The sequence below is a fragment of the Flavonifractor sp. An82 genome, from assembly GCF_002159265.1.
Taxonomy (GTDB): Bacteria; Bacillota; Clostridia; order Oscillospirales; family Oscillospiraceae; genus Flavonifractor.
Window position 1 is genome coordinate 50,069 of the sequence record NZ_NFHG01000006.1, and the last position, 21,942, is coordinate 72,010.

Genomic DNA, 21,942 nt, shown 5'->3' on the forward strand with positions numbered 1-21,942 from the left:
TTCTGTTTTTAGCCCGGTTTTATCTTGATTCTGACTTTTACCGAACTTTTTCGGAAAAAGAATTGTCGAGCAGCTTGTGGTCAAAATGGTTGGACAAACGACCAGGTTAGAGTGGGACGACCACATGGTATCTAAGGATAATGCAAATTATTCTGAGATTTTGCAGATAAAAAAGAATTAAATTGAGATTCTGCGGGTCTTTTTCAGCAAAATCTCGGTTTAATTCAAAAACTAAAGTCAAAATCTCAGCTTAATTCGATATGAATCATCAAAATCTCAAGATAATTCTTTTGGGGGCAGCAATGGATAAGGCGGGAATGAAAACAAGGGACATTCGATTTTTCAGCAACAAGAACGATCAGATCATTTGTATCCACTCAAAATGGGCACGGGATTACGCGAAATATCTGGAACAGCAGCCCTGGGTCCAGTCCTATCAAGCTGTAGTATCATTGGAACCCGACTACATGCAGCATGTATCTCCCGTTGATATCCGCTCACTTTATTTTAAAAGTGAGTGGGCGACCGATTTTCTTATTAGGTTTGTAGACGGAAGAAAAGGGGTCCGGGAACTGGTACACAAAGAGGATCTAACAAAGCGCGCAATAGTCGAGCGTCTGGAGCTGTCCAGAAGATATTGGGCAGTACGGGATATTGACGAGTGGAAGGTGGTGCTAGTCGATGTCTGAGGCACTGCGCTTTGTGAAACGATTAGGCGCCATCTATCGAGTTTTGCTTGAGACTCCGGCCGGTTGCTGGCTGACTGACTGTAACGGCCCCTCTCCACCATTTTTTGAGGTCAGCTTGGACAGGTATGAGCGAGTACCAGCACCGAATAGTTGGATGGACGAGCACACTATAACACCGGCTCAAGAAGTCCGCCTAAGGATGATCCAGTCGATGATGGACTGCGACGACTGCATCTCAGACAAAACCCTGCGCTACAAGATGGCGGCAGAGGCGGCACAGCAGCACCAGACTACGACACGCCGCATCCTGCGGCTGTACTACCGGTATCTTGCCACAGGACGACTCACGCAAAAGCGGCCACAGCAGGCCAGCAAAAGCAATCAGATGATAGAGCGAGCAATCCGGCGATACTATTTTGGTGCCAAACGGCTATCCCTAAGATCTCTGAAGCAACCGAGAAGCCCTGAGGCAGGCACTGTGTCCTGCATCAGGGCTTTTATAACTATATCAAAGAGGTAACCTTTTAGTGTGTCACACTCCTGCTATATGTGCTGCAGATTTTTGTTGGGCACTGGACACGAGGTGGATGCGGCCAAGGTCTACGGTTGGATACCGACTGGTGATATGGATCGCTGCAATTGTTGTACTCACATTGACGCAAGCTTCCTTAGAATGCTATACTGAGTCTGCGATTAAAAAGAACATAAGTTGGAAATTGCGGACGATTCACGCCTCTTTAGATATAAGTAGTTGGCTTGTCTCATTACTGATAAGCATTGATGCACAGGAGGTTGTAGACATCATGATAACGCTGTTTGACCAGGAAAAAGTATGGGAGATCGAACGCTACAATATCCGTGAAGAAGGGGCGAGGAGGGGATTCGGCAATTGATACAAAGAATGCTTGCCAATGCAAGTATTCGGGAAGTATCGGGTATTACTGGGTATTCTGAAGAAGAAATCAATCGAATTTTAAAGACTTAATGTTTTTCTTTTATACAAAAAGCAGGGGGAATATTGCCTTTTGCTTTGCGCCCTTGTGCTGTATGTTTTGGCTCATGCAGTTGTAACTTGTTATCTGATCGCCAGGGACAACGAAGCGGAGGGGTTTATACAGGAGACCACTTCCCATCCCCAATGGTTCGAGCGCCTCTGCCGCAGGGCCGCAGCCTCCAATGAGAGTGAGGCCAAGTGGCAGTTTGCCGCATATCTGTCAGAATGTCCGTGCAGCCAGGAAGTCAAAGACATGATCCTGGACTTCGCAAAGGACCCCAATGAATATGTGAGCCGGCGGGCGCTTTTGGCGATGCCCGCTCTGCGTCCTGACTGTGTGGAACAGTTTGCTCCGCTGTTCTGGGAGCGGAACTGTTATTCCCTCGAATTACAGGAATACCAGAGGATCGCTGTTCTGGTCTCGCTGGATGCCATCCATTCCAGCCTGCTTCCACAATACTTGGAGCAGGCCAAGCAGGATGGCCGGCGCTATCTGCTGGAACACGCAGAAAGGATCAAAGGAGGACTACTGTGAACGAAAATTTATTCCGCACCCAATTCAATCAAATGGAAACCACCGAGAAGCAGGTGCTGATGGAACGCCTGGCGGCTCGTTATAATATGACTTTTCTTGGTCTACATACCTTTGACCGCTGGGGCCAGAGCAGCACCACCGGCATATTCAAGAAAGATGGCCGGGAGTTTGTCTTTGTTCCCGGCGATACCGTCACCCTGGGCTGGGAACGGTTCGCCGTTGGGCTGGATCAGGACAGCCGAGAGGAACTGGACGATCTGTTCCAGGAATGGGAGATGGAACAGGACCCGGAGGAGATGATCCGGGAAAGCATGGCTCCTGTTCGGCAGGCAGCCATTGGCCCCATGCTGGTGGGCCGGGAGCTGGAGGAGCTCTGTTGGGAGCCGGTCAAGATGGATGATCCCAGACTAACTGCCCACCCCGACTGGCTGAAGAAGTTCCGGGATTTTGCCTGGAGCGACCTTGACAGCCTTACTATGCACCAGTCAGCCCGCATTGAGCGGACGGAAAAGGGCTTTCAGATCTGTATCTATAACCGCACTGATTACGATGAACTTCTTGCCGGGCTGGAAAAGCAGGGGCTCTCACTGCCTACGGTAGACGAGTGGGCCTATCTATGCGGCGGCGGGTGCCGCACCCTGTTTCCCTGGGGGGATGGAATGGACTACTCCATGCACCTGCATCACTTTGAAAGCCCGGAGGATGAGGACAAGCCCTTCGATATGGAGGAACCCAACTTCTTCGGCCTGTCCATCGCCTATGACCCCTATATGCGGGAGGTTGTGAAGGCTGAGCAGTTTACCACCTGCGGAGGTGATGGCGGGCGCAGCATCTGCGGCGGACTTGGAATTTTCCTCGGTTTCCTGCCCTGTTCGCCCCACTGCAAGCCGGAAGTGCAGGAGGACAAGGAACTGAACGGCGACTATGATTTCTACCGGCCCATTATCCGAGTGGAGTCAATTTGAGAATACGGAGGGCAACATGAGAGAAACAACACCCGATCTCACAAGGATCAGCAAATATATCAGTTTGATCCTTCGGCACAAGCCGGAGGTCATTGGAATCCAGTTGGATGCCCACGGCTGGGCGGATGTCAATGCGCTGCTGGCGGGCATCAGCAGGAAATACCCCATCAACCGGGACATTCTGGATGAAATCGTGCGGAGTGATGAAAAGCAGCGGTATTCCTTCAGCGAGGACGGAACAAAAATTAGGGCCAATCAGGGGCACTCCATCCAGGTAGATGTGGAACTGACCTTGACCGAGCCGCCGGAGACGCTGTACCACGGAACGGCCCAGCGGTTTGCCGCCTCCGTCGAGGCCCAGGGACTGCTCCCCCAGAGCCGCCTGTATGTTCATCTTTCACCGGATCAGGAAACAGCGGAGAAAGTTGGGCGCCGGCATGGAGAACCTGTGATCTACCTGGTGGATGCCGGCCAGATGCACCGGGACGGATATTGCTTTTATTTGTCCGCCAATGGAGTCTGGCTGACAAAGGTGGTTCCTGCGACCTACCTGAAACGCTTAGAGGGTGAATTGAAACAGCATTGACCTATGGCAAAGGTGATCGAAGAACGCTTCACCAACTGGCAGGGACAGGACTTCGACGAGGACACACTGGAGCCTTCCGAGGTGGCTCAGGCCATCATGGAGTATCTGGACTGCGAGTGTACCTATTTCCCCTCCATGAAGGATGATGACCCCATCATGGCAGCCTACAACTATGCCAAGCGGGACAGCGCCCAGGAAGGCTTTGTGCCGCTGCTCATCAAGGCGGATGATGAAACGCTGTTGGAGTGTCTGGTGATGAACGCCGACCCGGAGAATGATGCGGACATTTACGAATTTGACCTTAAAGCTGTAACGGAGTACCGGAAGAAGATGCTCTCCGCCCCCATCAAGGACGGAAAGACGGTTTTGGAGGAATTGACCGGCCAGCGCAAGGAAGAAGCCGAGGACGATGATATGGACTGGGAGGAGGAGATCCTGGGCGAGATGGAGGGCGGAGAACCAAACGACCGCTTCTCCAGCTACTGGGATGATGATACGGAGATGACCTATCCGCTCATCCTGGCCAAGATCCCGGTGAAGAATCCCTGGGAGATCTTCGCATACCTGCCCTTCGGAAACTGGAACGAGTGCCCTGACACGCCGGAGCTGATGGCTGCGGCCAAATACTGGTTTGAGCAGTACGGCGCGGTGCCAGCCGCCATGAGCCACGATGAGCTGGAGTTCCTGCTCCCGGCCCCCGTCCCCAAGGAGAAGGCCATGGATGTGGCGGTGGAGCTGTATGGCGTCTGCCCCGATGTCATCGACCAGGGACCGGAAGACGCCACCGTGGGCGCTTTGGCTGATGTGCTGCGGCAGTCCACTGTCTGGTATCTCTGGTGGGATTGATGGGAGATTTTGACTATGAACGAATACCTGAAGCAATATATTGAACTCCAAAAGCAGTTTCGAGAGACAAAAGGAAATCCAGACAGTGTCCGCGCTCTCTATACCTTCAAGGAGAAACTGGAGCTATCGGAAGACAAACAGGCCAAGGAGGTACTGGTGGATGTGTATGATCTGCTGGACTTCAAGAAGGATGCCTACGAACTGCTCTGCCAAATCGGAAATCGTTCCGATAAAAAGACACTCAAGCGGCTGGGCACGCTGAAGGACTATGCGGAAAACTGGGGCAATCATTATGCCCTCCCCAGGCCCAAAACGCCGGAGGAGAAGCAGAAAGAGAAGGAGCGGCAGGCCCAGCTGGGCCTGCCCGCCTTCCGGTATCACCCAAACCCTCTGGAAACTGGGGCTTTTGAGGAATCCGCAGACGGCGTTGTCTGCGACTGCTGCGGCAAGACGACCCATATTTTCTATACAGCCCCCTTTTACGCTGTGGAGGATATTGCATATCTGTGCCCAGAGTGCATCGCCAACGGCGAAGCAGCCCGGAAATATGACGGTAGTTTTCAAGATGATTTCTCTGTGGACGATGGTGTAGACGATCCAGAGAAGCTGGACGAGCTGATCCACCGCACCCCCGGCTACTCCGGCTGGCAGCAGGAATATTGGCGCGTCCACTGCGGCGACTACTGCGCCTATCTGGGCCATGTGGGTGCCAGAGAACTGCGGGCGCTGGGTGTGCTGGAGGATGTGCTGGACGATCCCATGTGGGACGATGAGCAGAGAGAAATGATTCAGGAATCCGTCAATGGCGGGCATCTGCAATGCTATCTGTTCCAGTGCCTCCACTGCGGAAAACACCTGGTCTGGATGGATTTTGATTGAGGAGTTTTCAAAAGGTGGGATACAAGCGATGAAACCCAAAACACTGACCATTCAACTGAATGATGAACAACTGCCCATCCTTCCAGTGGAACCGGAAGCCCACCTCTCCTTTACCACTCATGCTGATGGAAATGAATTGGAGCTAACGGGAAACCGGGCGGGGCTGCTTCTATTGGCGAAAGCCGCTTTGGGTATGGCAGAAACTCTTCGCGGGGATGGATTCCACATCCATCTGGATGACCTGTATAGCATCAACTCCGAGGGAAAAAGCATCCTGATCCGAAAGGAGGAACGGCCAAAACCATGATTGAAAAAACCTTCCTCAACCCCGCCACAAATAAGCAGTGGCGGATTGAAATTGACGGACATACCATCCGAACCTGCTTGAATGGCGGGAAGGTCAAGGAGATCCTGTGCGACTCCGCCTTCCAGGTCAAGAGCAAGACTGCCAGCGCCATGATGAGCCAGATGCGGAAAGGATTTGTCTATCAGAATCCGGATGCCGCTGTTGGGCAGGCGCGGTGCCACCGATTTGTCGGAAAGGACAGCAACGGCTTTATGCCCCTGGCTGCCGCCCTCACACGGGACGACTTCTTCCTGACGAGGGTGGTCGGAGATTTTGAGGACGAAACCCTCTATCACTTCGATGGCAGCGGGGAGATCTTCGAAACAGTTTCCCTGGGTGCAAAGAGAATGACCTATGAGCAGGTCCTCTGCCCCAATGATACCCTGCTGCTGAACAACAGCTATCTTCTCCAGCAGTTTTCACTCCACACCCATGAGATCACGCCCTTTGCCAACAAGAAAAACAGCATGAGGACTATGCTGGACCAGAGCGGTAGCCTGACCTTGTGGTACACAGGAGAGGAGATCGTCGTCTTTGACTTTGCCAGCAACACAGAGGTGTGGCGGGAAATGGTGAAATGCAAGAAGTCAAAAGACCCGAATTTCGCCTATTACTGCTTCGGGATGCTCTCTCCCCGGCAGAGCAAAGCGGCTTACCGCGTTACCGAGGGGGAGTATGTGCTGGTCGATCTGAAGTCCGGCCAAAAAGTCGTGATCCCCAATGCGGGCTGGCATCCCTTCTTCTCTCCGGATGACCAGTGTTTCTCGGTGGGCGGCAAGTTCTATCTGACCCAGACCGGAGAGGAGATAGCCAATCCTTTCCCGTTTTCTGTCCGGCAGGGGCTGAGTGTTTCAGACACCTGTATGGTGCGGACAAGGGGCAGCCTGATGGCTGTCCAGCAGGAGCGGGGCAACTCCCCCATAGAATTGTGGGATACCAGCAGTGGCCAGCTGTTGGCCACCATTGATGACCCCTTTGTGGTGCGGCAGGTGAATTTTGCTTTTACCAAGAGCGGACTTGTCCTGCACACCGATTACGGGGCCATGAGCATCTATTCCTGCGCCCTCTGAAACGGAGAAGTGACCTATGGATCATGAGAGGAAAAATCTATTGGCTCAGAAAAAAGCGCAGCTCAAGATAAAACAGAAAAGAGCAGAGATACAGCAATACAAGGACCGTCTCACAAAAAGTATCGAACATTTTTCTCAAAAATACCGATATGCGGATGAAGCGGAAGCACTCAAAATTGAAACCTTTATCTCAAAACTCAATTTTGAGCAGCCGGGGCAGCTGGCGATCCAAGAAGTTTGCCCATATCCCCATGGAAATGCCTACTTGTGCTTTTTAATGGGAACAGACGCCTTATTTGAGATTTATGTATTTGGCAAATATTCTGACATCATGAGCGATCATGATGCATGGGAAGTTTTCAGTCCATACCTGTTGCTTGTGGACGAGGATTTTATTCATTACACTTATATTAACGATGATGGCGAAGTCATGGAATCACAAGTATCGTGATGGCGGAGAAAGAGCGTGGACACCTATGAACAAAGAATCATTGACTGAAAAACTCCTGGACTTGGTCGAGGGGCGGGAAACTCCCGAAACCTGGAGGAGCTGGTGGGACGAACATGAGACGGAGTTGGAAGCCCTGCTGAGTCGGGGTGAATTTCTGAAACTGAAGCCCTGCCGACATGGTTTCCAGTGGGTCCCGGTGTTTGGCAGCCAAAAGGGAGCCATCGCCATTCTGGAAAAGAGCGGCACTGCATTTGAGGCCAGCAATCTCTACCAGGAGCGGTATCTGGCCGAGCTGGACGCTTTCTGCAAGGAGCAGGAGCGAGTGCAGCGGGAAAAGCAAACGAAATTCAAGACCAACAACCCGGAGTTGTTTGGCCGATACCCCAAGTTCTCCAAAGCGTTGGCAAAGGTACTGGATCCCGCTGATGAGATCAGGCCTACCGCTACGGAGGAGCAAATCGCAGGCCGAGAAAGGGCGCTGGACTTCACGCTCCCGTCCCAGGTGCGGGAGTTCTTCCTGCTGACCGCAGGCATCCAGGCGTCCACAGGCGTGATCCTTTCCCTTGCCGGGATGTTTGATCTGACCATCCATGGAGAGCGGTATTGTGTGCTGGGCGAGTTCTGGAAAGAAGCGGACGGCGACCAACTTCTGCTCCGTCCCGGAGAGGAAACCATCTGGTACTACGCCCATGAGCAGGACAAGGTAAAGCGCCTCTGCAATGATATGGCAGAACTGCTGGAGAAGAAACTGGCGAGGTATCTCAATGAGCACTGAAAATATCGCCCATGAAAAACGCTATCGGGACTGGCGGGCGCAGTATATAAATGCGGTATAATGTTGACCAAAAAACTGACTTTAAAAGACGGTGAGTTCACTTGAGAGAAGACATTGAGAGCTTAGAGCACGACTTTTCCTTGATAGAAAACGGCTTTAAGGTTGAAGAAAAAAGAGCTTTGGATGATTATAAGGCTCATGATCGTGAATACATCAAAGAGTTGGCGCTTTTGGCGTACAAATCTGAAGTATATCAGGTAAGAATGTATGGCGTATTCCTTTTGGGCTACTTATCAGAAGATGATGACATTTTAGTATTCATGAGAGATGAGGTCTCGAAAGACGATGACTGGAGAGTTCAGGAGATATTAGCAAAGTCGTTTGATGAGTTCTGTAAGCGAAAAGGATATCAAAATGCTCTTCCAACGATTGATGAATGGATGAAAAGCAGCAATCCCAATACCCGGAGGGCTGTTACAGAAGGTCTGCGGATTTGGACGAGCAGACCATATTTCAAAGAGAACCCTATGGAAGCGATTAAACGGTTAGCTGGTTTGAGAGAGGATTCCAGTGAATATGTCAGGAAGTCGGTAGGTAATGCCTTGAGAGATATAAGCAAAAAATTTCCAGATTTAATTGAGGCTGAACTAAATCGTTGGAAATTGGATAGGAAAGAAATCAATCAAGTATATAAATTGGCAATCAAATTTATTAAGTAGCGAATTCCATTTTGTTTGAGAGACGCTTCTGCCAAAGTCAAGGATACTAACAACCGCAGAGAGGAGACAATCCCCATGTCAAACAGCCGGGTAGCCACTTGGAGCGGAATCCGAAACAAACTGGAGAATGATTACCTGTGCCCGGCGCTCCGGGGCCGCATCCAGTATTTTGCCACCAGCTACTGGGAAAGCCATGACCAAACAGGCCGGGCGGCCATTCGATTGGACGGCGTGGAGGTGCTGCGAAGCAACTACTATGCCTATGAACAGCATTATTGGAACAGATATCAGGCCCTGCGGCGGGAGGGTGTCGGAGAGGTCGACCCGAAGGCCCCCTTCCGGCTGGCCCATGAAGGGACGCTAAGCGACGGCTGTTTTGACAACGGTTTTTTCTATGAGGCGTTTCACGAATTTGACAACCAGAGCATCGAGAAAAGCCTTGTCAGCAAGAATCCTCTTGTCCGCATCTTTGCCCTCCTGGACCGCAGGCTGGGAAAGCGCCGCCTGCTGCCTTTGGAGGAATCCATGGAGCAAGAACTGGACTGGGTGCGGGCCTTCTATGTGATCCGGATGCAGGCCGAAGGGTTAATGGAAAAGGAATAACATTCAGGAGGAACTGCCATGTCACAGATCGCATCCTTTTATCTTCTCAAAGACGGCCGGCGGCAGGAACTGTCCAATGGCGACTGCTCTGGTGCGGTTTATATGGCCATCTGGGACTGGTGTGAGAGCGAGCTGGATTTGGATGTCCGTTTTCCTGCTCCCCAGACGGAGGAAACCCTGGACTGCACTCTGCTGAAGGGAGAGCTGGCGTCTAAACTGCTGGCAGCTCTGCGGGAGCAGAACCTCCCGGAGCTGGCCGCTAAAATTGCCACAGACTGGGATCTACTCACCGAGGCGGTACAAAGCGGACTTGAAACGCTGCGCTCCCATCTGGAACTGGTGCAGGGCGACGCTGCACTGCTGTATGAAATGTTGTAAGACGGAGGGATACCATGCTGGCAAAGCGGTTTAAACACATTTTACATGATCTGGGCATGGCTGGGCTGGAGCACCCTCTGTTCTACCATGCGCCGGTGGGCATCCGGTTTGAAATCGGCGGGGAGGAACCAATTTATCTGGACAGGAGTGCGGCGAAGCTGAAAACCAACCCCGCCTATGTTCAGGGGGCGCTGAACCGGGCCGCCGCAATCTATCAGGCACTTCCGGCAGTGCCGGACCTTCTGCGGATCGACGGGTATCCCGATGAAGAACCTGCCGAGTCCCTGCTGACAGTTATCCGGCAGCGAATGGGACTCCCGGTTCCCGATGAGCAACTTCCGGCCATAGAGCAGGATGAAGATGGGGATACCCATGCACAAGTGCAGTTTTACTGGGATCTCAGCGGGATTACCTTTCAGCCGGAGCAACTTCTACAGGAAATCATTCTGGGGGATATCGGAGGCTGGAGCGGCTTTGTGTCCAGCGTCTATCTGACAGGGCCGGGACCGTTCCTCTACCACCTGTACGATGACCGGGGGCTGGATGTGCTGGGCAGTTCCAGAGAACTGCTTTTGCCGCTTTACCATCAGTTTCATGGCTGGATCTTGGAGTACGATCTGGAGAAAATCGACAGGCTGTTCGCTCCAGCAAAAGGATGACCGCATAACAGAGAAGGAGGCATCACTATGCTGCTGGTGGCCGCCTGCCATACATACGATGAGCCGGTGCCCCCCACTGTGGAGAAGGACTGGAACTTCGGAGAGCATCCTCTGGTAGCCCGCCTTGGATCGGATGAGGAGCGGGTGTGGTCCCTGTTCCGTGGGGCAACCTGGTGGCTGCCTCTGGCGGATGCCTTCTTCTTTCAGGCGCCTCTGCCCACCGATGATCAGGCGATGATCGCCACCCTGGGCGGACTGCGGAAGGAGCTGGAGAAGCTGAACCAGCTGGCGTGGCAGGCCGATGAGGATACCATCCTTGATTGGGCAGACACGGAGGGATACCCGGTAGACGGAATTATAGATGCAGATGGACAGTATAGCAAGGCGGACATCCCGGAACACACCCAGTATGACACCCAATCCCTTGCCAAGTTTGCCTTCTCCATGTTCTGGCGTGCCATGCGGTTTGCCGAGGAACAGCAGGTACCCATTTTGCTGGATTACTGAGGAGGGATTTTATGGGATATGATGTAAGTTTTCACCCGATTTCACCGGAAGAAATGCGGGAATGGTATTTCACCCCGCTTACCTGGATACAGCAGGGGCAGGAGGAAAAGGTGCTGGCCCTTGCCGCGCAGCACGGAATGGAGGATTTCTACGCGGAAAAATATCTGGACACCCTGCGAGTCGGGGCGGAGACAGAGCCTGATGAGTTATTTGATAAGAGCCATGGCTTTTACATTGCGGTGATCCAAGGCTTCTTCCGGGACTACTATTACACTAGAGGGAGCAGTTTTTCCCTTCTGATGGAGGAGAAGCCGGAATATGTCCGGTACTTCACCCCATGGGCGCAGGTGGTGCCAACAGCCTTTCCCAATCCGGCAGAAAATCAGATCATCGAAAACTACTGCTCCGGTGTGTACCTGTCTCGGGATCAGGTCACACAGCTCCTCCGGGATCTAGAGCAGGAACCAAAGGTGCTGGAAGATCTGGAGGGAGTTTGGAGCGATGGGCAGCTTGCGGTGCTGAAAAAGGCACTTGTCGCTGCGGCAGAATTGGGTGTCGGTCTGCTGGAAGCCACTGAGGTGGTGGAACCTAACCCTATCCGCCCCAATGAGAGTACGAGCTACTCAAACCTGTACCACTGCGACCGGGATGGGGTGTATCTCTACATGGATGCCGCCAGCAGGCAGATCGAGGATGCCATCAGGAGAAGTGAGGGACAAGTATGAGCAATAAAGTGTTCCAGCAAAACCTGAATGACAAAAAAGGCCACCAGCCTGGTGGCCCCTATCTCATTCAGATGCTGTTCAAAGAGCCGGTGGATATGCCGGACAAGGACGAAATGACCGCTGTAATGGAAAAGCACATTGGCGCTGTAGAGTGTTTCTGCCGTGATAAAAAGATGGCTGGCTTTGCCGCCCTGGATCATATCGCGGAATTTCAGGATGGCAAATGCCCGGTGCAGCTGATGGTGATGAAATGCGACAAGTTCAATGGCAAAGGCTTTGACGCCTTCCTGATGAGTCAGATGTGGGACTGCCAGGAGGACCGGGAGCGGATTTTCCGGGAGTGCCGGTATCAGGTGGTGGCCACCGATATGCTGGCTGCGGCGCTTCCGGCACTGGAGCGGGCCAACCTGGATGCCGACTTTGTGGAGGCCCTTGCGGAGCTGTACCCCACCTGTGAGGCGTTCTATTTCCAGAACTGCGGCAAGCTCCTACTAGCGGAGGATGTGCGTTCCCATCAGATCGAAGGCTCAGATCGGTTCATCCGTTTTGGCGTCAATGTCCGTTTCTTCAACATTGAGGGTACCGAGGATATGCTCATCGATACGGTGGGCATGAGTACTTTGTTCCTGCCGGATCTCCAGTACCATTTCTACGATATGAACCCCAACTGGGTGGTAAACCACGCCTACAATGTGGCGTCCTATATTCTGGAGCATGACAACCCTATTAAGGATGGGGAAACGGTAGACGGCGTAGCGGATGGCCAAATGAGTCGGGAAATCCAGTGGAAGTGCCAGTATGAGGATGCCCTGATCCAGCCACCCAGAGGAGTGTTGGACATCCATATGGGAGAATTTGCTGCTGGGCAGCGGTAAAATATAGTGCGTTTGGAGCAGATAGGGATGCTTTTCTTATATACAAAAGAGTAGGGGCATATTGCTTTTTGACTTGCGCCATCATGCTGCGTATTTTTGGCTCATGCAGTTGTGACCTGTTGTTAAAAACAGCAGACAGACTTCTCGTTGCTCACAACATTGAGCCAAACCAATCAAGCTGTTGTATGTGGCACTGTCTCCCACCTTAATGATGCTTTTTGTGAAAAAGATCTGCTTTTATACATCAAAATGGTTACTCTCGGAGGATCTAAAATATGAGTTTGTGATACCGCATATAATACTTATGACTTTACTGTACGGATAGGCAACATCTCATCACAGGCCTCACACTGAGAGCGTGTCCCAAATTGTCTGACAGACCTCTTCTCGCTTTACAAAAGTAAAGCTGATATGTGGATACATGGCCTGATGCCGCAATACCTGTTGGTATAAGTGGGTTCCAACAAAAGTCTGATTTTTAAATGTGAACTGCCAATGGGATAAATCCGAAATCTGTACCACATGATCGTCTGGGGCAGTACCAATCACATACACCAGTTGTTTACCAGCTATTTGTGTAAGGAGTGCGGCATTTTCATAGGATTGTCTGTTTTGAGATCCTGCAAAATCCTTGTAGAGCTCCAGGATGTTATCTTTGCGGTCTACAATAACATTACTGCCTGACAAAGTATAATCTCCAGCAGGTAAGTACTGCGGCAGAATAATAACACCATGCTCGGCACACCAATCGACCATGGGAGATTTACCTTCGCGGCTGTCGCTACTAAGTACGGGCAGCCCGGACAAGTTTGCTAACAGCAATGCGTGCCGCCAGTTAGGATCGCCCTGCCGCCAGCCACCTTCAGTCCCAACACGGATATCATCTGGAGTAACCTGATAAGCAGATGCTGGCAATGATCTCCTTACATCTATATATCTGGTGCCCATCCGACGATGGAGCTCCAGACATATATGATGTCCCACTGATTCCACCAACGATTGTATCCTGGCATGTCTGCCGCGATTGAGCGCATCCAGTGCACACCGGATGGCAGTGGTACCTCTGTGCTTATCCAGTCTCCAGACCAGAGGCCACTTGCCGGTCTGCTGATACATATAGGTAGCCCATCCCACACATGGGCCAACCGATATGTCATAGCGGATATAATAGGCCACATCATCCTGCTCGGCAGAAAGAAGTTTTACTCGATAGATACCATCCATTGGAGTCTTAGGTGGGTACATGGACTTGCCTCCAAACCAAAAGATTTGACTTACTGGTCGATTATAAGCAAAACAACTCAAACCTATTGGCAGAAAGTTTCTCCACCACTCTTTACCACTTCTATCTTGCAAATAAGAACAGGAACTGCTATAATTTCTCTAACAGAAACGAATTTCCTAAGGTACCATGTACTTGTCCCCCCGCAAACAAGCACATTGTCCCTAAATAATGACTCACAAAAGAGTCCGAGGAAATTCGTTTCCCCGGGCTCTTTTTTTATTTATTTCCTGTTTTTAGCCCGGGTTTTGGATTGATTTAGAACTAATTTAGAACTTTTTCGAAAAAGATGGGGCCAGCAGCTTGTGGTCAAAATGGCTGGACAAACGACCGTTTTGGGAAGGACGATCACAAATTGCATCAGAAAATCAAAGGACCGGGCAGCAGTGCCCGGTCCTTTTTGTATTTATTCATTTGAGAGGATCTCAGAGTCCTCGGCGGCACATATTCTGGATTCTTCCAGCCGCTGCTGCAGTTGGTCAGCCTCCATTTGCAAACGAGCCCGGCTCTTTTTCCGGTTCATCTGCAGAAAGAGATGATACCGGTATTGCAGAGATTCCGACTTGGGCGGAAAGAGGACGGTGTTCCCGCCGAAGCGGCGGCCCTGCAGCTCGTTGCGGCAGATCTCGTCATCCAGCACAGCCATGAGCAGCGCATAACGGGTATATTCCTTCAGAGGCATGCGGATGCTCCGCCGGAAGCAGAGCACACCTCCGGCGCACGCAGCCAGAGCGCCCCACAACAGAATGGATTTTTTCTTCTTCATAGATTGATTACCCCCTGATCCGTTGGATGGTAAGGCCGGTCTTCTCCTCCAGAAAGCTGCGGAGCGCTTCTATTGAGCCGCTGTCCAGACTGGATTTTTCGCAGATATGTCCCTGATTTTTGCTCAGAATGAGCACCAGGTAGGCATCGGTCTCGGCCAAGGCAATGATCCGGCTGTAGGCCCACTGGCTGACCACGCCGGAGAGGGAGGTCTCAAAGTGATCCTCCGAAAAGACGGTGGTGCACTCCTTCAGATCAGGCATGCCTTTCCGGAGGGCGAAAAAGGCGTTCAGAGCATCCTCCTTCCAGGATATTACCCCCAGCAGGATGATGACGAACGCATATTGGACCACCGACCAGGGCTCGTTCAGAGAACACCAGATCAGGAGCAGGCAGAGGAGTATGATGCCCAAAGCGATCAGATGGGTGATGCGGGAGGATTTCACCCGCACCGTTTTTCGCAGGGCCTTGGCAAGGGCGGTCAGGGCTTTTGTATCATAGGTGGTGTGGACGGTAAGCTCCATAAAACCTCCTGAAAGTGGAAATGATGTGGGATCAGTATATCATTTCTGCCTGTGAGGAGTGGTACGGAATCCTTACGTTTACCTTAAAAATGGCAAAGAAACAGCGCAGGGCAATGCCCTGCGCTGTCAAATCATATGGGATGCAATCAGGTCTCAGCGGGGGAGGGAACCAGGAACAGGAAATCGCTGCCGCCCTCGGACTCCGGGAAAGCGCCGTACATGGAGAAGTTGTACATAAAGCGCTCGGCCATCAGGGTGCCGTAGCCGTCCTGGCAGTGGTCGGTGGTGTCATAGGGATCGGCCACGATGAACACGTCGTCCTGCTGGGTCTCGGTGCCCATGGTGTCATAGCCGATGATGACCTGCCAGTGGCCGCCCCAGTCGTTATAGCACACCATGACCGGCTTGCCCTCGGCCAGCCAGCCCTGGATGGTGTCCATCCAGACCTCGGAGGCCGGGTCCTCATAGTCCAGTGTGCTGGTGTATGTAAAGCCGCCTACGCCGTCAAAAATATCCATGGCCTGTTTCAGGGTGGTGCCGGGATACTCGGCCAGCTCCGTGCCCTCCAGGGAGTGGCGCAGAGCCGCCAGGCTCTCCTCATTCCAGTCGCCCAGCTGATTGTACCAGTTGAGCACCATCAGGGCACAGGTAACGCCGCAGGCCCACTCGCTGGTCTGCTGCATGGTCTCAAAGCCCGTCAGGATGGTGAGGGTGTCCGTGGACTCCATGTGGTAGTAGTCGGGATGGGCGAAGTAGGGGGAATCCTGGTGATCACCCAGCCGCTCTACCGAGTCGGCGCCGTCCTCGGGGGACAGGTCCACAGCGTAGGGGATCTTCATCTCGTCGGTGAAGCTGGCGGAAACCTCCGCCTTGTCAGGTGTGGCATCCACAAGGGATGTTTGGGCCGCCCCAGTCGGCTGTGCCCCTCCATTGGTGCAGCCTGCCAGAAGGCCGGCGGTCAGGGTGAGGGTCAGCGCCAGAGTGACTTGTTGTTTCATTTCTCGATCTCCTTTTCAATCCGATTCTGCGAAAACGCAGTGATGGAAATTATAGCGGAATCCGTTGGAAAATGCAAGAAGAAATATCCAATGATCTGGGACATTCAAAAATAAATTTTTGAAAAGCACTTGACATGGAGTGTACTCCAGGTGATATGGTCTAAGCAAAGGAAAGGAGACGATAGGATATGGCGGAGCAACGGCAGACAGAAGGTTTCCGGGAAGCTATGGACCGGGTGTGCAGGACCCCGTTTGAGACCTGTGATCCGGAGTTTGCACGGCTGTTTGCGGCCTTTGCCCTGGATGAGGTTGAGCAGCAGGCTCAGCTGGATGACAGGACCGGATTTCTCACCCTGCTGGCCGCCCTGATGGGCTGTCAGGGCATCCAGATGTACCAAGAGACGGCGAGAGCGGCATTGGAGCATGGAATCACGCCGGTGGAGCTGAAGGAAGTGGTGTACCAGGCCACAGCGTATCTGGGCATGGGTCGGGTATACCCCTTCCTTCAGATTACGGACCAGCTTCTGACGGAGGCGGGAATACCGCAGCCCCTACCTGGGCAGGGGCGCACCACGCCGGAAGACCGGGTGAAGCTTGGAAATCAGGCCCAGGTGGACATTTTCGGCGAGGGCATGCGGGGCTTCCAGAACAGCGGCCCGGAGGATACAAGGCCCATCAACCGCTGGCTGGCGGGCAACTGCTTTGGAGATTACTATACCAGAGGAGGGCTGGACTACCGGCAGCGGGAGCTCATCACCTTCTGTTTTCTGGCGGCCCAGGGAGGCTGCGAGCCCCAGCTGACCAGTCATGCGGCGGCCAATTTGCGGCTGGGTAACGACAGAGCCTTTCTGATCCGGGTGATCTTTCATATTTTGCCCTACATCGGTTACCCCAGGAGCCTCAATGCGCTGCGGTGCCTGGAGCAGGCGGCGGGACAGTAAGGAGGAACAGCCATGACCATTGCGGAAGTGAGCAAAAAGTACGATATCTCTCCGGATACCCTGCGGTATTACGAGCGGATCGGCCTGATCCCGCCGGTACCCCGCAGCAAAAGCGGGATTAGGGATTATGGGGAGGAGTCCTGTGGCTGGATCGAGCTGATGAAGTGCATGCGGGCGGCAGGGGTGCAGATCGAGGCGCTCATCGAGTATGTGGCCCTCTTTCAGCAGGGGGATGACACCATCGATGCCAGAAAGGCCATCCTGATCGAGCAGCGGGACCAGCTGATGGAGCGCATGGCGGATATGCAGCGCTCGCTGGACCGTCTGAATGACAAGATCGACCGGTATGAGCAGGGGCTGATGACCAAGGAGCAGCAGCTGCGCCGGGCTGGAGAACGAAAGGAGCAGAGCACACATGGAAGCGATTGAGAGCGTATTTCCCCGCGGACCGGAAAATGAGGCCTACGCGGCCTATTTTGTGGGCACCAGCTATCTGAATATGCTGAGTACCCAGGGGGTGGTCATCGGCAACGTGACCTTTGAGCCGGGCTGCCGCAATAACTGGCATATCCACCATGCCAAAAGCGGCGGGGGACAGATCCTGCTGTGTACTGCCGGACGGGGTTGGTATCAGGAGTGGGGCAAGCCGGCCCGGGCGCTGAAACCGGGCGATGTGGTGAATATCCCGCCGGAGGTGAAGCATTGGCACGGCGCGGCCAGCGACAGCTGGTTTGCCCATCTGGCGATAGAGGTTCCCGGTCAGGAGACCGTCAACGAATGGTGTGAGCCGGTGAGTCCTCAGGAGTACGACAGCCTGCCCAAGAGCTGCGTGCACAATGCTTGATGCCCGGGGGAGCCGGCGAAGCGAATACGATAAACAGAAACAGCACCTGGATTTTTCCAGGTGCTGTTTGTTTACTGTAAAGGTCAGAGAAATGATGCTCAGGAATGAAGGGTAGTGAGCGGAGCAGCTTTTGCGGGAGCGTTCCTTGCTGAAGGTGAGCGTGCTGGCCGGAGCAGAAATACAGAGGCACGGAAAGCGCCGTCTTCCACTGTGAATTCCGCCTGACCGCCGTACCGCTGGGCCACTTCCCGTACGGTGTCCAGCCCGATGCCGAAGCGGCCCGGCGCTTTACTGGAGAGGTAACGCCCGTTGAAGGTTCTCAGGGGCCGGGTACAGGAGTTGCCGATCACCAGCGAGAAGTAGCCTGCTGCAGAGACGCTTCTGGCCCTGAGCCAGCCGCCGCCTTCCCGCTGAAGGGCTTCCAGGCTGTTTTCCAGCAGATTACTCAGCACCAGACAGAGATCAGGTATGGCGCCCTCCCAGTCCAGAGGCGGGGTGATATGCAGGTCTGTTTGAAAGCCCAGGGCGTTGGCCTGGTCCAGATAGTACTGTTCCAGCACGGACATTGCCCAGCTCTCCCGGCGGGACTCAGCCGGAAGTTCCTCCAGCGCATTGCGCAGGGTGGAGGCGCTGTCCGGGGAGAGAGACCGCTCCTCCGTCAGGATCAGATACTGGCGCAGATCATGCCGCAGCTTCCGCAGCTGCTCCAAATCGGTCTGTGCCATCTGGTTGCCCATCTGAAGCAGTTCCCTCAGGTGCAGGTTTTCCTCCCGCTCCCGGCGCAGCGCATCCCGCAGACGGCCCAGCCGCCACAGAAGCCACAGAAGCAAGCCGGCTGCGGCCAAAATGATGAGAATAATTTCAGTCTGTTTCATGTCTGTGACCACGCCTTGATATAGGTCCAGTCAATAAACTGGCTGCGGATACGGGACATATTGGCTGAACTGATAGGGACCAGCTCCTCGTTTGTCATGCGGAAATCGGTGCCCTCGATGCCGGCCACATGGTTGAGGTTGACCAGGAAGCTGCGGTGACAGCGGAGGAAGTCCTGACTGTCGATGGCGGACTCCAGATCGTCCAGGCCCCGGCGGGTAATGATGACGCCTCGGGCCGTGTGGATACGGGCCTGATGGCCGTACACGTCCACATAACAGATGGAGGACAGGGGCAGCTTTTGCCATTCCCCTTCGGAGTAGACCGACAGCAGACGGTGGGGCTCCGGGAGGTGGGAGAAAAACCAGTCCAGGCAGACGGATACGTCCTCCATCTGAAAGGGCTTTACCAGGTAGTCGGAGGCCCGCACCTCAAAGCTGTCCAGTCCGTGGTCCTGGCTGGTAGTTGCAAAGATGATGGACAGCTCGCTGCCGGTGAAACGGATGCGCCGGGCTGTCTCGACCCCGGACAGGCCGGGCATGTAGATATCCAAAAAAAGCAGATGGATGAGCTGGCCGCCCTCCAGGGCTGCCAGCAGACTTTCACCGCTGGAGAAAAGCTGCAGTTGGACGGACAGCTCCTTGGCGCGGACATAGGACTGTACCATTCTGGCCAGACTGATCCGCTCGGACTCCAGATCGTCGCAGATGGCGATGGAGAATTCCGGCATGGGGCTGCCTCCTTTCCTGCTGCTGTGTAAGGGTCGGGGCTAGCTGCCGTAACGCAGCTGACGGTACCGGCGATAGGCCTCCGCAACGCTGGACTTGTTTCCCCGTCCAAGGGAGAGCTGGGTGCCGTCGCTGAGAAACAGGCTGCCTCCCGAAAGCTCCTGTACATAAGTGAGATTGACTACAAAGCTGCGCTGGCATCTGGTGAAGATGAGTTCAGGCAGACGCTGTTCCAGTTGGTACAGGGGTTCCCGGGCGGCGATGCTCTGGTGGGAGGTGTGGATCAGGCAGCCCCGGCGGGTACCTTCCAGCCACATCAGGTTCTGAAAGGGGATGCCCACCTTCAGGCGTTCGCTGAGGATCTCCAGCCGCAGCAGGTCGGTGAACCACAGCCGGGCGCAGCGGAGCATGGCGTTCCACAGCTTGTCCATGGCGACCGGCCTGGTAAAAAAACCATCGGGGTGGAAGGAGTAGCTGTCGATAGCCCGCTGAGGATCACGGGAACAGAGGAACAGGGCGCTGCTTCCGTCCTGCGGAAAGGAGGGCGGGGGAGCGCTGTCCAGATCCCAGAAGAGGATGGCAGGACCTTGAGGGGGGACCGCCTGTTCCACAGCCACGATGTCCATGGAGACACAGGACAGCGCCATCCAGGTTCTAAGGGTTTCGCACAAAGCTGCCCGCTCCTCAGGATCAGGAAGGAAGACCAGAATATGCATGTCCCTTCACTCCTTTCTGACCCGGACAGGGCGGCAGCGGCAGGAGTACTTTTGCGCGGGAGACCCTTTCCGGGGGCTGGGCATGGATATGGTGTATCTTTATTTAAATTTAACATAGATTTACAAAATTGAAATCACCCGATTCAGCCCCCAAAAAGAACTATGCCTGCGGCGCACCGCAGGCATAGTTCCCCAGACTATTGATAAACAAGGTCAGCCGAAGGATTCGGAGGGAAAGATAGTGTGAAAGACTGCCCCGTAGGGCGATTCGGAGCGCAACCGCCACGAGGTGGCGGCACTTAGCGCGGAGATAAACCGTCAGGGTTGTCTTTCGCGTCCAATCAAGTAGTTCTTTAATATGTCGAAAAATATTTTTCGACATATTAAAGAACTATGCCTGCGGCACACCGCAGGCATAGTTCTTAGAGCAGCATATATTTCTTTAAATCTTTTCGCTGCTTGATGCTCAGTTTTTGCAGTGTGGCGGACATATACTGCTTGACCGTATTGAGGGAGAGCCCCATATGGTCGGCGATTTCCTGATTGGTCCAGCCCCGGGCTGCCAGCATGGCGGTAGCAAATTCCGTGGTGGTCAGATTGTCGGCCACGTCATGACCGGTGACTGGATTATGGACTTTGCGCCAGCCGGAGGAAAAGCGGTAGGTGATGGCAATGATCCGGCGGAAATCGTCCGGCCAGTCCTTTTTGAGTACAGCTTCCAGCATGCCCCCCAGCAGGCCATGATGCTCTCCCAGCCCCTCGATCAGATCGTCCGGTTGGGCCAGTTCCCAGGCAGCCAGCAGATGGGACTGGGCCTGCTCCGGCTGCTTCAGACTCATGTAATCCATGACGGCGGCCAGATGCATGTAGATGGATGGGATGGGGTAGATCTGGGGCTGCATGGAGAAGGCGGTCTCCACGATGCCCAGACTTTTTCCATAGTCTCCCTGCAGATAGGCGTAATGGGACTGGACATAGAGGGCGAACATCCGCAGCCCCGGGGGCAGCAGACGGATATGCTCCTGCAGGGAGCTCACGCCGTTGGGCAGGGGCAGGTGGAGCAGTACGGAGGCGGTGGTGACAGTGAAGGTGGCCAGAGCCAGCAGCTGGGGCGGCATATCCGGGTTGGCGGTAAGTGTGTTGCGTACCGCTGAGAGAGTATATCGGGTCCGCTGGATCTGACCGATAGAGAGGTTGGAATAGGCGTAGATCAGACAGGCGGACAGCCGCAGGGGCAGTTCCGGGTGGGAGAGGTAGAGCTCCGCCGTTTGGGCGGCCTTCTCCGGCTGACCGCTGAAATAGTAGTACTCAGAGCGGGCGATGTCCCGCATCCGGGGGTCCTGAATTCCCTCCACAAATTGCAGACACTGGCCGGGGATGAAAGCGGTGTTCATCAGGGGCATGGGTGTCAGCAGGGAAGGAGCGGTCTCCGGGGGAGACGAAAGAACGGGCTGCTGGGGGGGATCTGCCGGTGGCGCCCCCCGCTGTTCGGCAGGCTTCTGTGTATCCTCCGGAATGGCCCAGGAACCGCCAAACTTGATGGCGCCCTGGATCCGTCCGTCTCTGCAGTACTGCTGGACCAGACGCTGAGAGATCTTCCATTTCTGCGCTGCTTTCTGGACGGTGATATATTCCATGGAACTCCCCCTTGCTGGATCTTTTTTGGACT

26 protein-coding genes and 2 pseudogenes are annotated in these 21,942 nt (G+C 53.9%); 20 read left to right on the forward strand and 8 right to left on the reverse strand.

All coding sequences use genetic code 11. The annotated features are described in order from the left end of the window. Positions 1 to 302: 302 nt before the first annotated feature. The 17 genes and pseudogenes from B5G34_RS08285 to B5G34_RS08370 all read left to right on the forward strand — a co-directional run bounded on the left by B5G34_RS08285 (position 303) and on the right by B5G34_RS08370 (position 12,602). Positions 303 to 689 carry a hypothetical protein gene (locus B5G34_RS08285; protein WP_242956932.1) on the forward strand — a complete coding sequence of 129 codons (387 nt, stop codon included), beginning with the start codon at positions 303 to 305 and terminating at the stop codon, positions 687 to 689. A 1,247-nt stretch (positions 690 to 1,936) separates the two neighbouring features. Further along, positions 1,937 to 2,218: a hypothetical protein gene (locus B5G34_RS18425; RefSeq protein ID WP_140397220.1), complete on the forward strand. Its 282-nt coding sequence runs from the start codon at positions 1,937 to 1,939 to the stop codon at positions 2,216 to 2,218. Next, positions 2,215 to 3,183 (forward strand): hypothetical protein, encoded by a 969-nt coding sequence (locus tag B5G34_RS08300; protein ID WP_087336016.1) that lies wholly within the window; start codon positions 2,215 to 2,217, stop codon positions 3,181 to 3,183. Before B5G34_RS18425 ends, B5G34_RS08300 begins: the two co-directional genes overlap by 4 nt. A gap of 16 nt (positions 3,184 to 3,199) precedes the next feature. Further along, on the forward strand, positions 3,200 to 3,769 hold the full coding sequence (locus B5G34_RS08305) for an RNA 2'-phosphotransferase (RefSeq protein WP_087336017.1): 570 nt from the start codon (positions 3,200 to 3,202) through the stop codon (positions 3,767 to 3,769). A 3-nt stretch (positions 3,770 to 3,772) separates the two neighbouring features. Beyond that, positions 3,773 to 4,615: pseudogene (locus B5G34_RS08310) on the forward strand (DUF4253 domain-containing protein); the annotation flags it as partial. 15 nt (positions 4,616 to 4,630) lie between these two features. Further along, the gene (locus B5G34_RS08315; RefSeq protein ID WP_087336019.1) at positions 4,631 to 5,494 is read left to right on the forward strand and encodes a CbrC family protein; all 864 of its coding nucleotides are present in this window, start codon (positions 4,631 to 4,633) and stop codon (positions 5,492 to 5,494) included. 28 nt (positions 5,495 to 5,522) lie between these two features. Next, positions 5,523 to 5,801: a hypothetical protein gene (locus B5G34_RS08320; RefSeq protein ID WP_087290187.1), complete on the forward strand. Its 279-nt coding sequence runs from the start codon at positions 5,523 to 5,525 to the stop codon at positions 5,799 to 5,801. Continuing rightward, the gene (locus tag B5G34_RS08325; RefSeq protein ID WP_087336021.1) at positions 5,798 to 6,910 is read left to right on the forward strand and encodes a hypothetical protein; all 1,113 of its coding nucleotides are present in this window, start codon (positions 5,798 to 5,800) and stop codon (positions 6,908 to 6,910) included. The genes B5G34_RS08320 and B5G34_RS08325 overlap by 4 nt, the downstream gene beginning before the upstream one ends. A 16-nt stretch (positions 6,911 to 6,926) precedes the next feature. Continuing rightward, on the forward strand, positions 6,927 to 7,361 hold the full coding sequence (locus B5G34_RS08330; protein WP_087336023.1) for a hypothetical protein: 435 nt from the start codon (positions 6,927 to 6,929) through the stop codon (positions 7,359 to 7,361). Positions 7,362 to 7,386: 25 nt separating this feature from the next. Further along, positions 7,387 to 8,136: an SMI1/KNR4 family protein gene (locus B5G34_RS08335; protein WP_087336025.1), complete on the forward strand. Its 750-nt coding sequence runs from the start codon at positions 7,387 to 7,389 to the stop codon at positions 8,134 to 8,136. Positions 8,137 to 8,237: 101 nt separating this feature from the next. Further along, a complete protein-coding gene (locus tag B5G34_RS08340) occupies positions 8,238 to 8,855 on the forward strand; it encodes a DNA alkylation repair protein (RefSeq protein WP_087327686.1) in 618 nt (205 codons plus the stop codon). Positions 8,856 to 8,930: 75 nt separating this feature from the next. After that, positions 8,931 to 9,458 (forward strand): hypothetical protein, encoded by a 528-nt coding sequence (locus tag B5G34_RS08345; protein ID WP_087336027.1) that lies wholly within the window; start codon positions 8,931 to 8,933, stop codon positions 9,456 to 9,458. Positions 9,459 to 9,476: 18 nt separating this feature from the next. Then, positions 9,477 to 9,836, forward strand: a complete 360-nt coding sequence (locus B5G34_RS08350; protein WP_087260317.1) for a hypothetical protein — start codon at positions 9,477 to 9,479, stop codon at positions 9,834 to 9,836. Positions 9,837 to 9,850: 14 nt separating this feature from the next. Next, positions 9,851 to 10,495, forward strand: coding sequence for a DUF3885 domain-containing protein (locus B5G34_RS08355; RefSeq protein ID WP_087336029.1), 645 nt, complete (start codon positions 9,851 to 9,853; stop codon positions 10,493 to 10,495). 27 nt (positions 10,496 to 10,522) lie between these two features. Continuing rightward, positions 10,523 to 11,002, forward strand: a pseudogene (locus B5G34_RS08360) (hypothetical protein); the annotation flags it as partial. A gap of 11 nt (positions 11,003 to 11,013) precedes the next feature. Next, a complete protein-coding gene (locus tag B5G34_RS08365; RefSeq protein ID WP_087327705.1) occupies positions 11,014 to 11,727 on the forward strand; it encodes a hypothetical protein in 714 nt (237 codons plus the stop codon). Continuing rightward, positions 11,724 to 12,602 (forward strand): DUF4261 domain-containing protein, encoded by an 879-nt coding sequence (locus B5G34_RS08370; protein ID WP_087336031.1) that lies wholly within the window; start codon positions 11,724 to 11,726, stop codon positions 12,600 to 12,602. Before B5G34_RS08365 ends, B5G34_RS08370 begins: the two co-directional genes overlap by 4 nt. Before the next feature lie 345 nt (positions 12,603 to 12,947). On the opposite strand, the gene B5G34_RS08375 is transcribed toward B5G34_RS08370, so the two are convergent. The 4 genes from B5G34_RS08375 to B5G34_RS08390 form a co-directional block, all read right to left on the reverse strand. Further along, a complete protein-coding gene (locus tag B5G34_RS08375) occupies positions 12,948 to 13,847 on the reverse strand; it encodes a hypothetical protein (protein ID WP_087336033.1) in 900 nt (299 codons plus the stop codon). Between the two features lie 443 nt (positions 13,848 to 14,290). After that, the gene (locus tag B5G34_RS08380) at positions 14,291 to 14,650 is read right to left on the reverse strand and encodes a hypothetical protein (protein WP_087336034.1); all 360 of its coding nucleotides are present in this window, start codon (positions 14,648 to 14,650) and stop codon (positions 14,291 to 14,293) included. A gap of 7 nt (positions 14,651 to 14,657) precedes the next feature. Then, on the reverse strand, positions 14,658 to 15,173 hold the full coding sequence (locus tag B5G34_RS08385) for a YcxB family protein (protein WP_087336036.1): 516 nt from the start codon (positions 15,171 to 15,173) through the stop codon (positions 14,658 to 14,660). A gap of 146 nt (positions 15,174 to 15,319) precedes the next feature. Then, a complete protein-coding gene (locus tag B5G34_RS08390; protein ID WP_087336037.1) occupies positions 15,320 to 16,171 on the reverse strand; it encodes a papain-like cysteine protease family protein in 852 nt (283 codons plus the stop codon). 227 nt (positions 16,172 to 16,398) lie between these two features. Between B5G34_RS08390 and B5G34_RS08395 the strand changes: the two genes are divergently transcribed. The 3 genes from B5G34_RS08395 to B5G34_RS08405 are packed head-to-tail and all read left to right on the forward strand — an operon-like array spanning position 16,399 to position 17,956. Further along, positions 16,399 to 17,112 (forward strand): carboxymuconolactone decarboxylase family protein, encoded by a 714-nt coding sequence (locus B5G34_RS08395; protein ID WP_242956937.1) that lies wholly within the window; start codon positions 16,399 to 16,401, stop codon positions 17,110 to 17,112. Between the two features lie 12 nt (positions 17,113 to 17,124). Further along, the gene (locus tag B5G34_RS08400) at positions 17,125 to 17,541 is read left to right on the forward strand and encodes a MerR family transcriptional regulator (RefSeq protein WP_087336041.1); all 417 of its coding nucleotides are present in this window, start codon (positions 17,125 to 17,127) and stop codon (positions 17,539 to 17,541) included. Next, positions 17,528 to 17,956, forward strand: coding sequence for a cupin domain-containing protein (locus B5G34_RS08405; RefSeq protein WP_087336042.1), 429 nt, complete (start codon positions 17,528 to 17,530; stop codon positions 17,954 to 17,956). Before B5G34_RS08400 ends, B5G34_RS08405 begins: the two co-directional genes overlap by 14 nt. A 98-nt stretch (positions 17,957 to 18,054) precedes the next feature. Here the strand turns inward: B5G34_RS08405 and B5G34_RS08410 are convergent, their stop codons facing one another. The 4 genes from B5G34_RS08410 to B5G34_RS19480 form a co-directional block, all read right to left on the reverse strand. After that, positions 18,055 to 18,831 carry a GHKL domain-containing protein gene (locus tag B5G34_RS08410; RefSeq protein WP_087336043.1) on the reverse strand — a complete coding sequence of 259 codons (777 nt, stop codon included), beginning with the start codon at positions 18,829 to 18,831 and terminating at the stop codon, positions 18,055 to 18,057. Then, positions 18,828 to 19,559 carry a LytTR family DNA-binding domain-containing protein gene (locus B5G34_RS08415; protein ID WP_087336045.1) on the reverse strand — a complete coding sequence of 244 codons (732 nt, stop codon included), beginning with the start codon at positions 19,557 to 19,559 and terminating at the stop codon, positions 18,828 to 18,830. Before B5G34_RS08415 ends, B5G34_RS08410 begins: the two co-directional genes overlap by 4 nt. Positions 19,560 to 19,598: 39 nt before the next feature. Then, complete coding sequence (locus tag B5G34_RS08420; RefSeq protein WP_087336046.1) at positions 19,599 to 20,273, reverse strand: LytTR family DNA-binding domain-containing protein; 675 nt, start codon at positions 20,271 to 20,273, stop codon at positions 19,599 to 19,601. Between the two features lie 422 nt (positions 20,274 to 20,695). After that, positions 20,696 to 21,910, reverse strand: a complete 1,215-nt coding sequence (locus B5G34_RS19480) for a LuxR C-terminal-related transcriptional regulator (protein WP_087336048.1) — start codon at positions 21,908 to 21,910, stop codon at positions 20,696 to 20,698. Positions 21,911 to 21,942 lie beyond the last annotated feature (32 nt).

What these genes read in the sequence shown, in the direction of transcription:
- B5G34_RS08285 (WP_242956932.1), top strand. Translation starts at nt 303, where the DNA reads ATGGATAAGGCGGGAATGAAAACAAGGGACATTCGATTTTTCAGCAAC.
- B5G34_RS08405 (WP_087336042.1), top strand. Translation starts at nt 17,528, where the DNA reads ATGGAAGCGATTGAGAGCGTATTTCCCCGCGGACCGGAAAATGAGGCC.
- B5G34_RS08335 (WP_087336025.1), top strand. Translation starts at nt 7,387, where the DNA reads ATGAACAAAGAATCATTGACTGAAAAACTCCTGGACTTGGTCGAGGGG.
- B5G34_RS08395 (WP_242956937.1), top strand. Translation starts at nt 16,399, where the DNA reads ATGGACCGGGTGTGCAGGACCCCGTTTGAGACCTGTGATCCGGAGTTT.
- B5G34_RS18425 (WP_140397220.1), top strand. Translation starts at nt 1,937, where the DNA reads ATGATCCTGGACTTCGCAAAGGACCCCAATGAATATGTGAGCCGGCGG.
- B5G34_RS08355 (WP_087336029.1), top strand. Translation starts at nt 9,851, where the DNA reads ATGCTGGCAAAGCGGTTTAAACACATTTTACATGATCTGGGCATGGCT.
- B5G34_RS08350 (WP_087260317.1), top strand. Translation starts at nt 9,477, where the DNA reads ATGTCACAGATCGCATCCTTTTATCTTCTCAAAGACGGCCGGCGGCAG.
- B5G34_RS08390 (WP_087336037.1), bottom strand. Translation starts at nt 16,171, where the DNA reads ATGAAACAACAAGTCACTCTGGCGCTGACCCTCACCCTGACCGCCGGC.
- B5G34_RS08415 (WP_087336045.1), bottom strand. Translation starts at nt 19,559, where the DNA reads ATGCCGGAATTCTCCATCGCCATCTGCGACGATCTGGAGTCCGAGCGG.
- B5G34_RS08315 (WP_087336019.1), top strand. Translation starts at nt 4,631, where the DNA reads ATGAACGAATACCTGAAGCAATATATTGAACTCCAAAAGCAGTTTCGA.
- B5G34_RS08370 (WP_087336031.1), top strand. Translation starts at nt 11,724, where the DNA reads ATGAGCAATAAAGTGTTCCAGCAAAACCTGAATGACAAAAAAGGCCAC.
- B5G34_RS08345 (WP_087336027.1), top strand. Translation starts at nt 8,931, where the DNA reads ATGTCAAACAGCCGGGTAGCCACTTGGAGCGGAATCCGAAACAAACTG.
- B5G34_RS19480 (WP_087336048.1), bottom strand. Translation starts at nt 21,910, where the DNA reads ATGGAATATATCACCGTCCAGAAAGCAGCGCAGAAATGGAAGATCTCT.
- B5G34_RS08365 (WP_087327705.1), top strand. Translation starts at nt 11,014, where the DNA reads ATGGGATATGATGTAAGTTTTCACCCGATTTCACCGGAAGAAATGCGG.
- B5G34_RS08380 (WP_087336034.1), bottom strand. Translation starts at nt 14,650, where the DNA reads ATGAAGAAGAAAAAATCCATTCTGTTGTGGGGCGCTCTGGCTGCGTGC.
- B5G34_RS08385 (WP_087336036.1), bottom strand. Translation starts at nt 15,173, where the DNA reads ATGGAGCTTACCGTCCACACCACCTATGATACAAAAGCCCTGACCGCC.
- B5G34_RS08410 (WP_087336043.1), bottom strand. Translation starts at nt 18,831, where the DNA reads ATGAAACAGACTGAAATTATTCTCATCATTTTGGCCGCAGCCGGCTTG.
- B5G34_RS08400 (WP_087336041.1), top strand. Translation starts at nt 17,125, where the DNA reads ATGACCATTGCGGAAGTGAGCAAAAAGTACGATATCTCTCCGGATACC.
- B5G34_RS08330 (WP_087336023.1), top strand. Translation starts at nt 6,927, where the DNA reads ATGGATCATGAGAGGAAAAATCTATTGGCTCAGAAAAAAGCGCAGCTC.
- B5G34_RS08320 (WP_087290187.1), top strand. Translation starts at nt 5,523, where the DNA reads ATGAAACCCAAAACACTGACCATTCAACTGAATGATGAACAACTGCCC.
- B5G34_RS08305 (WP_087336017.1), top strand. Translation starts at nt 3,200, where the DNA reads ATGAGAGAAACAACACCCGATCTCACAAGGATCAGCAAATATATCAGT.
- B5G34_RS08375 (WP_087336033.1), bottom strand. Translation starts at nt 13,847, where the DNA reads ATGTACCCACCTAAGACTCCAATGGATGGTATCTATCGAGTAAAACTT.
- B5G34_RS08325 (WP_087336021.1), top strand. Translation starts at nt 5,798, where the DNA reads ATGATTGAAAAAACCTTCCTCAACCCCGCCACAAATAAGCAGTGGCGG.
- B5G34_RS08420 (WP_087336046.1), bottom strand. Translation starts at nt 20,273, where the DNA reads ATGCATATTCTGGTCTTCCTTCCTGATCCTGAGGAGCGGGCAGCTTTG.